Consider the following 8,456-nt stretch of genomic DNA (forward strand, 5'->3'; position numbering starts at 1 on the left):
CCAATCTCACGCCCACGCGGGACAAGAACCCCGACGACCAGTCCGATGATCATGCTCGTGAAAGATCCGGGCTAATGCCTGCCGCAAGCCGTCGATCTGCTCCTGTCGGCCGGTAAAGGCGCTGTTGCGGGCAGGCGCATTCCAAAGTCGACCGGCCAGCACACCACTGCTGCGAGTCGACGGCATCCGCGTCAGTGCCTGATAAAGCTTCTCGCTCAACTCCGCCGGGGAGCTGACCGACGCCGTCGTCACCCCGCTGTCCAGCAGTCGGGCACGGAACGCCGCCTGCCGATCGGGGTACTTGGGCTCGAAGAACAGGGCCGGCGAGCCCTGGGTGTCCTCACCGAGGAGAAACACCAGCCGGGGCAGCCCCGCGACGCAGGCCTCCTCGAACTCCAGCTCGGTGTAGCAGACCTCAGGCATGTCCCGGACCGGCGTCCCGTAGCGGAAGCCGACGACCGCCACGTAGACGTCGGCGGCGCGTACCGCCTCCCGCGACACCTCCGCCGGGCTGTTCTCCTGGGCGGTGAAGTAGGCCATGCCGGCGACCACATCCCCGGCCCGCGACACCGCATCCGCCGCCGCCTGGACGAATGATCGGTCCGCCGGCAGGCGTCGCAGCTCCGAGGTGTGGCTGAGGAAGACCCGCCGCCCCGACACGGCTCACAGAATCGCAGCTGTAACGGCGCGTCTCCACCGCCGCCGCACGGTATCCGCCGGAACGTCGAAGCACCACGTTCGGTGCCGATCCTCTGGCTAGGGTCGACGCCCGATATTTTGGAGGGACGCAGTCGGCGATGGTGCGGCGAAGAACTTCTTCATCGGCTCCTAGGTGCCAGGTGATCGGGTTCCTCGAGGAACGACTTCCCGCCTCACCGTACTGGCGGGCCGAAGGGAAAGCCCTGAGCAAGAGTAACGAGCGGTGGTCGAAGTTCTGGTCGCCCACTCACACAGCTCGGCCCTCCTGAGGTTCGCCGCAAACGTGACCCCATCGATGGGCCGACCGAGCAGCGCTCCCTTGCCTAGTGACGCATGTGGTCGAGCCGTCCCAGAATCCGAGGCCCGCCCATGGTTGGGGGCTCAACCAGTGCCCGGTGTATTCGGATCCCTGGCGGAGGGCGTGACGCTGTGGTGACGCCGCGGTGACGCCCCTCGTCGAAGATTACTACAGCGAGTGCTGAGTGCGTACTGCGTCAATGGGCGTGCCAGCCCAACTCGACACGCCCCGCAGCGCGGCGCGAATGGAGGGCTTCAATGAGCGATCAGGTGAACATAGGCGCGGGCACCGCGAAGACGCTCGATCCAGGAGCGGAGGCGATCTGGGGCTTCCAGTGGGTGTATCTAAACGCGAATCGCTGGATGCGAATGTCGGTTTCTCCTGACAACAATCCATCTAGTATCGAGATACTCCGAGAGTGGAGCGAGACGGATGTCGGGAATACTACAATGCTAGTTACGCATTATCGCAACAATGGAGCAAATGTCGTCGTCTTCAGGCAAAAGATACTATTCACACCTAGCGCATTCTGAAGGGGGCCGCAAAGTGAAACTTCAGGTGCTTCACGATGAAAGCGGTCACATCATAGCAACATCCGAAATTGGGGCCGAGGCGGACGACGCCCCGACGACCCGGATGCTCCCTCTGCCTGGGCAGACGGCAGTGGAGCTTGATGTACCCACCGAGTTTCTGAGAATGACTCCGCAGGAGCGCCATGAATCCTTGAGAGTCGATATCGACGCCAAAGGCGCTAGGCTTGTCCCTAAGGACGACTCGGGGGTTCAGATATGAGTCTGGACGTGGAGGTTCATACCTTCACAACTCAAACTCTCGAACCTGGACAAATTGTCGCATTGGGTCACAATTCTACCCACTTCAATCAGTTTAACTACAAGAAAGTGGCCGTGTCGCCGGATAACTTCCCTGCGAGCGTTGAAATCTTACAAGAGTGGTCGTTCACTGACGTTCAGAACCTCATATGGCTCGCAGTCCGCTATAGGAACAACGGCACAAATACGGTTGTCTTTAGACCGAAGGTCCTGCATTCGACGCCTGATCTTGTGGTGGGTCCCGGCTGAAGCGACGTTAATCCATCGGGCATGAGCCCGTCGGCGCACCCGACGGTGTCTCACAGTGGGCCGCTTCGGGACAAGAAGCTCGCCCCCCGCGCTGCATCGGCAGGGCGAACGTTGGTGGCCGCGGTACTAGCTCGGAGATCGTCTTCCAGCTCGCCAGACTGGCCATCGGTTCGCGCCCCGCATTGGAGTTTCGAGACGCGACAGGTCGCCTATGGGGACGAGACAAGGAGGGAAACCTGTCCCGTCTCCGTCAGCGCACGACCACTCGGCCCTAGCTCGCAGCTGGCAGTGCCAGGAGGGGATCGCGCGCGACGCCGGAAGCCTTGGAGGCCATGCGGTTGTGCTGGCTAGCCACCCCTCGTCTTGGACGGGCGTGCCTACGACGGCGTTAGCGAAGGGCAACGGGGTAGCTCCTATGAGGCGGTCGGAAGGCAGTCACGCCGCATCGACGTAGCAGGAGGACCCTGTGGCATTCGGCAACTTTCGCATTGGGAGCTACACCCTCAGTCGCAGAATATGGACGGGCTCAACGAGACACGCAGAGACCCTCCTCAATCTGCGCCCGGACGACGAGGACAGCGGGCCTGTGACAACCGCGTTGGTCTACTTCGTGGAAAGCCCCGATGCGGGGGAAGTGTCCGGCGGGACGGTGTCGGCGTTCCTACCCGCTGACGAGCTCACGCTCTGGTACGAGGTGTTACGAACGGAGGACCCGGTGTGGTTCGGGTGGTCCTCCGCCGACGCGGACGGAGCTGTTGAACTCGTCCGCTTATCCACAGGCCAAGAGCCGCCAGGCGAGGGCTTGGACCTCTCCCCGTAGACACACGTGCGCAGCTGGACTCAGCAGGCGCCGCAGACACCATTCGGAAAGTCGTACCAGCGGCAGGTGCCATCCAGGTAGTAGAAGTAGGTCACACCGGCCAGCGTGGTGTTGCTCACGTGAAGCCAGTGGGCAGCCTGCGTGCCATCGCCTCCACGCTGTCTTCGTCCCCGGGCGCTTCCTCCATCCCGTCTTCTGGCTGAAGCGTTTCGAGGGCGATGCGACCGATCTCCTCAAGAGCCTCCTTGACCTTGGCGTGTTGAGCGGCGAAGCGCTCTCGTTCATCCTCGGAGAGCGTGTACTGCATCCGGTTGTTCGGCGTGGGTGCGCCCTTGGCAGTAGTCATCGCTGTGCAGGCTCCCTCGATTGGAAAATCGTTACGGGCCCTGAGGGTTCCGGTTCCAGTGGAGTCGTGGGAGGGCTCAAGGCTCCGGCTTCCAGGCGTGCATGGAATGTTCACAGCGGCGGACTCGGGCTGTCTGCAGCCGCATCGCCACCCGGCGTGGGGTGGCCAATGCCGGCGGCCTCGGTCAGGTACTGGGTGATCGGGTGGTCCGGGCCGAGCACCTGGCGGCAGCGCTGCAGGGTGTCCTCGCCCAGGGCGCGGGCCGGCTCCGCCTCGCCCAGCCGGACCAGTGCGTGGGTCAGCGCACTGTCCGCCCACAGGGTGACTAGGTGGTCGGGGCCGAGCACCTGGCGGCAGCGCTGCAGGGTGTCCTCGCCCAGCGTGCGGGCCGGCTCCGCCTCGCCCAGATGGACCAGCGCGAGGGTCAGGGAGGTCGCCGCCCACAGGGTGATCGGGTGGTCCGGGCCGAGCACTCGGCGGCAGCGCTGCAGGGTGTCCTCGCCCAGCGTGCGGGCCGGCTCCGCCTCGCCCAGCTGGACCAGCGCGAGGGTCAGGGAGGTCGCCGCCCACAGGGTGATCGGGCGATCCGGGCCGAACACCCGGCGGCAGCGCTGCAGGGTGTCCTCGCCCAGGGCGCGGGCCGGCTCCGCCTCGCCCAGCTGGACCAGCGCGAGGGTCAGGGCGGCGGCCGCCGAGAGGCTCGTCGCGTGGTCGGGGCCGAACACCCGGCGGAGGCGCTCCAGGGTGTCCTCGCCCAGGGCGCGGGCCGGCTCCACCTCGCCCAGCTGCGCCAGGGCGGTGGTCAGGGCTGTCGCCGCCCACAGGGTGCTGGCGTGGTCTAGGCCGAACTCTCGGCGACCGCGCCGCAGGGTGTCCTGGCCCAGGGCGCGGGCCGCCTCCGCCTCCCCCCGCTGGAGCAGGGTCAGGGTCAGCCCGGTCGCCGCCCACAGGGTGGTCGGGTGGTCCAGACCCAGTATCCGGCGGCAGCGCTGCAGGGTGTCCTGGCCCAGGCCGCGGGCCAGCTGGGCCTCGGCCATAAAGATCAACGCAAAGACGAGCCTGCTCGCGACGGTCAGGGTGTCGGGATGATCGGGACCGAGGATCGACCGCCAGCGGTCGACAAGCTGCTCGGAGACGGCCCGGCTGGCGTGAACGTCGCCGTGGACCTGTAGATAGCGGATGGTGTCCAAGAGCAGCCGCCGGCCGGTGGGAGAGTGGTCGCCCAGGGGGGCGGTGGCGAGTACGTGCGGGGCGAGTTGAGCGTAGGCGGCCCAGCCGGCCGGGTCCTCCGGGTCGCCGGGGGAGGCGGCGGCCAGCAGCGCCAGCACCCGCGCGGCGGTGGCCTGCTGCCGGTCTGGTGGAAGCTGGTGGCGGATCACGGCCTGCACCAGCCGGTGCAGCTGGAAGCCGTCGGCGGAGCGGCGGGCCAGTGAATAGCCGACCAGCACTCCGACGCTATCGGTGAGCGCGTCAGGGTCAACGGCGGTGGCGTGCAGCGGCTCGTCGAGCAGGTCGGCGTGGTCGGCGAACAGGCGCAGCGGGATGGGTTCGGGGGCGAGGAAGGCGGCCAGCTCGAGCAGCTGCACCGCGGCCGGGTCCTGGTCGCGCAGCCGCTCCAGCGACAGCGCCCAGGCGGTGTCGATCCGCCCGTGGTAGCCGACCACGTCGCCGCGGGCGAGCAGGATCGCCCGGTGGGCGCGGAAGCGGCGCAGATAGTCGGCGGCCGGGAGGTCGGTCTGCTCCAGGTAGCCGGCGGCCTGGGCGGCGGCCAGTGGCAGGTCGCCCAGTTCGGCGGCGAGGGCGTCGGCCAGCTCCTCGTCCAGGGCCGGGATCCGGGAGCGTAGCAGCGCGATGGTCTCGGTCCGGGTCAGCACGTTGACCTCCAGCCGGCCGCCGAGTGCGCCCCAGCCGGGGGAGCGGGAGGTGATCAGCACGTGCCCGGCCCCGCCGGGCCGGTAGTCGGCGACGTCGCCCGGTCGCTCGGCGTTGTCGAAGAGCAGCAGCCACCGGTCCCGGTGCCGCAGCTCGGCCAGCAGCCGGTCCACGGTGTCGGCCACCGTGGGTCCGGGCGAGATGTCGAGCCGGGCGGCGAGGGCGGCGAGCTGCTCGGGGATCAGGACCGGCTGTTCGGCGTCGATCCACCAGACCAGGTTGTAGTCGGCGGCGAACCTGTGCGCGTACTCCATCGCCAGCTGGGTCTTGCCCACGCCGCCCAGCCCGTACAGCGCCTGCACCACCAGCGTGCCCTCACCGGCGCCCAGCCGCCGCCGTAGCTCGGTGAGCATGCCGTCCCGCCCGGTGAAGCACGGATTGCGCGGCGGCACCCGCCACACTTCGGGCAGGGCGCCGGCGAACCGCGGCTTGTCCGTCGAAGCGGGTCCCGCCCGAGGGAACGGCGGGGGGCCGGTCGGGCGCCCGCCGGCCAGCCGGCCCCGCAGCCGGGCCGCCGCCGCGGCCTCGTCCAGGCCGGTCAGGTCCAGATAAATCAGCGGCGCGTACAGCCGGGGCAGGGTGACCGGCTCGACCAGCACCGGCACGATCCGCCCCTCCGCGGCCGCTGGCGTGGCGAACGCCGCCCGCAGCTCCGCCCCGCCGAACGCAGAGGCGAAGTACGCCTCGGTGCACACCGCCAGCAGCCGGTCCGCCCGCTCTAGCGCCGCGGACATCCGGGCCACGAAGTCCTGACCCGGAGCCCAGTCCCACACGTCCAGCTCGACGGTCCAGCCGGCCTCCTGCAGCTGCCAGGCCAGCCATTCGGCCCACCCGGTGTCCCGACCGGCGTGACTGATGAAGAAATCGGTCCCCCGACCGCTCACGCACCAGCCCTACACCCATCACCGGCCGTACGCGATACTTGGCGCCCCGACACAGCAGCCGTTCCGTCAGGGCACACCGTCGCTTGGAGCGCCACTCAGCCACGGGTCCGGACACAGCCTGCACCTCAGAGGCCCGGTGGAGGGCGCCGGTGGACGGCGGCGCGCGTCGGTCCCTCCCTGCGCGGGCGCAACCGCTGGCCGGCAGCGGCCCGCAGGTGCTTGCCCAGTCCCAGTCGCAATCCACCGAGTAGGTGACCGACGCACGCCATCACCGTCCGGCCAGCGCACCCACGCATCCTGGGTGCCGGCGACCTACTGGCCCGTCGTCAGCACCTTGACGTCGCGCGGCGAGTCCAGGCGGCGCAGGTCAGCGGTCACAGCCCCGCCCGCGCCTGGCGGGTCAACCGAGGCAATCCTTGGCCGCACCAACCGACGGGTGGGCCGGGGAGATGTCGAACGCCGCTTCGGCGTCCGGCCAGACGGTGAACTGCTTCCCAAGACCGTCGACACTCAACACGGTGGAGACGCCCACGTCAGCTGCCAGAGAGTCGGTCGTCCACACGCCGGTTTCGTCCCCTCCGCCGGCCGCCCCGAACCGCAGGGCGACGTAGTAGACCTCGGAGTCGCTGGCGCGGAACGCCGCAGCCTCCCGAGCGACGAACTCGGTCCCGTCCCGAGCGCCGTCCGCGATCCTGGTCATCACCTCGGCCGGGACCGCCTCACAGTCAGCTGAGGCCCTCGGCTCGTCCTCGCCGCCGCAGCCGGCCAAGGACACGACGCCCACCGCGACCATCGCCGCCCGCACCGCCATTTACTCGCTTCATACCCTCGGTATCGGCCAACCTGAGCGTGTCGGGGACCCTCGGTGAGACGGAGCCGTGAGACCCGCGCCGTCCTGCTGTTCGCCGCCGCTGCACCTCTTACGCCAGGCACACCCCCGCCAGCGCCGCCCTGTAGGCGGCCAGCGCCTCCCGCCGGCTGTCGCTGGCGTAGAAGGCGCCGCCGTCGGGATCGCGGCGCGGGTGACAACCCACACGGGCACGCCGAGCAGGGGGACCACGTCGTCGCTCAGCGCCTCGGCGGCGAGCTGCCGGGACTCGACCTGCAGGCCGCCGACCTCGACGGCCACGGCGTACTCGTACGTCAGGGCGTAACCGCTGGCGTAGTACCGGGTGCGGTACCGGCCCAGGTACTCGACCACGTCGGCCGGTGTGCCGGCCGGAAAGGCTGCTGCGGACACCGACGAAAGCGTGACACGTTGACGCCCGTGTCCCGGCGCCCCGACCGACGTTCTGGAGACGAGCCCGCCGAGCTGCGACGATCGCCGCCGTGACGACGGCACCCGCCCCCGAACCGCCTCGATCGAAGCTGGATCGTTGGGCCGTGGCCGCCGAGTGGCCGCTGATGGTGGCCGCGCTGGCCTTCCTCGGCGCCTACGCCTGACCGATCCTCGACCCGATCTCACAGTCGGCGCGGTCCTGTTCTGCGCCGTGGTGACCGGGGGGCTGGGCCGTGTTCGCCCTCGACTACGCCGCCCGCGTCGTGCGGGCCTCCGACCGGCGGGGGTACGTCCTCCGCCACCTGCACGACCTCGCCGTCATCGTGCTGCCGCTGCTGCGGCTGATCACGGTCATCGGCGCGCTGAACCGCCGGGCCGGCGCATCGCTGCGGGGCCGGGTGGCGGTCTATGTCGCCAGGTCGACGACGCTGCTGACCGTCGTGGGGGCGCTCGCGATGCGGGACGCCAAGCGCGACGCCCCCGAGGCCAACATCACCACGATCGGCGACGCGATCTGGTCGGGTGCTGCTGTGGGATCCCGTACATCCCGGCGCTCATCCGGTTCTGCTTGGGCAGCACGTAGCGGCCGTGGCGGCGGTGACCGTCTTCCATGACGGGCGGGTCGTCACCGGTGGGGAGGACGGTCGGGTTCTGGTGTGGGATCCGGCCCGCTCTGGCACCGGCAACGTGCGACTCGGAGACGACGCTGGCCAGACGCTTGAGGTGCTGGTACTTGGTGATGGGCGTGTGGTCACCGCCGGGTCCGATGGAGGTGTACTGATGTGGGATCCGGCGTGCCCGGGCGCTCCTCCGGTCTCGTTGGGGCAGCACGCCGGCTCCGTGCGGGTCGTAGGGATGCTCCCTGACGGGCGGGTAGTCACCGGTGGGGCGGACGGTCGGGTGCTGGTGGGAAGTCCGGCGTGCCCGGGCGCTCCTCCGGTCTCGTTGGGGCAGCACGCCGGCTCCGTGCGGGTAGTAGGGATGCTCCGTGACGGGCGGGTAGTCACCGGTGGGGCGGATGGGAGCGTGCATGTCTGAACCGTCCTGAATCTGGCAGAGGCTTTGATCTCGCAAGGAGACTGAGTCCGTGCCAGCACCCCGCAAGTACGACGAGGAGAC

Annotated in this window: 6 protein-coding genes; 2 read left to right on the forward strand and 4 right to left on the reverse strand. The window is 69.1% G+C overall.

The genetic code is table 11. From position 1 onward, the window contains the following. Nucleotides 1-6: 6 nt before the first annotated feature. From HK417_RS23745 to HK417_RS23760, 4 genes are all read right to left on the reverse strand, one after another. Nucleotides 7-660 (reverse strand): DUF4062 domain-containing protein, encoded by a 654-nt coding sequence (locus HK417_RS23745; RefSeq protein WP_222272965.1) that lies wholly within the window; start codon nt 658-660, stop codon nt 7-9. A gap of 2,351 nt (nt 661-3,011) precedes the next feature. Then, entirely contained in the window at nt 3,012-3,242 is a 231-nt protein-coding gene (locus HK417_RS23750) for a hypothetical protein (protein WP_222272968.1), read from the reverse strand. Nucleotides 3,243-3,352: 110 nt separating this feature from the next. Continuing rightward, entirely contained in the window at nt 3,353-6,058 is a 2,706-nt protein-coding gene (gene fxsT / locus HK417_RS23755) for an FxSxx-COOH system tetratricopeptide repeat protein (protein ID WP_222272971.1), read from the reverse strand. Nucleotides 6,059-6,458: 400 nt separating this feature from the next. Then, nucleotides 6,459-6,851 carry a hypothetical protein gene (locus tag HK417_RS23760; protein ID WP_222272973.1) on the reverse strand — a complete coding sequence of 131 codons (393 nt, stop codon included), beginning with the start codon at nt 6,849-6,851 and terminating at the stop codon, nt 6,459-6,461. A 719-nt stretch (nt 6,852-7,570) separates the two neighbouring features. Between HK417_RS23760 and HK417_RS23765 the strand changes: the two genes are divergently transcribed. Together HK417_RS23765 and HK417_RS27085 are read left to right on the forward strand one after the other, a co-directional pair. Further along, complete coding sequence (locus HK417_RS23765; RefSeq protein ID WP_222272975.1) at nt 7,571-7,951, forward strand: hypothetical protein; 381 nt, start codon at nt 7,571-7,573, stop codon at nt 7,949-7,951. Continuing rightward, entirely contained in the window at nt 7,935-8,375 is a 441-nt protein-coding gene (locus tag HK417_RS27085; protein WP_368858545.1) for a WD40 repeat domain-containing protein, read from the forward strand. Before HK417_RS23765 ends, HK417_RS27085 begins: the two co-directional genes overlap by 17 nt. Nucleotides 8,376-8,456: the final 81 nt, after the last annotated feature.

It is taken from the genome of Modestobacter marinus, assembly GCF_019799945.1.
Lineage (GTDB): Bacteria > Actinomycetota > Actinomycetes > Mycobacteriales > Geodermatophilaceae > Modestobacter > Modestobacter marinus_B.

Excerpts from the sequence above, each read along its gene's own strand:
- HK417_RS23750 (WP_222272968.1), bottom strand. The coding sequence starts at position 3,242 with ATGACTACTGCCAAGGGCGCACCCACGCCGAACAACCGGATGCAGTAC.
- HK417_RS23760 (WP_222272973.1), bottom strand. The coding sequence starts at position 6,851 with ATGGTCGCGGTGGGCGTCGTGTCCTTGGCCGGCTGCGGCGGCGAGGAC.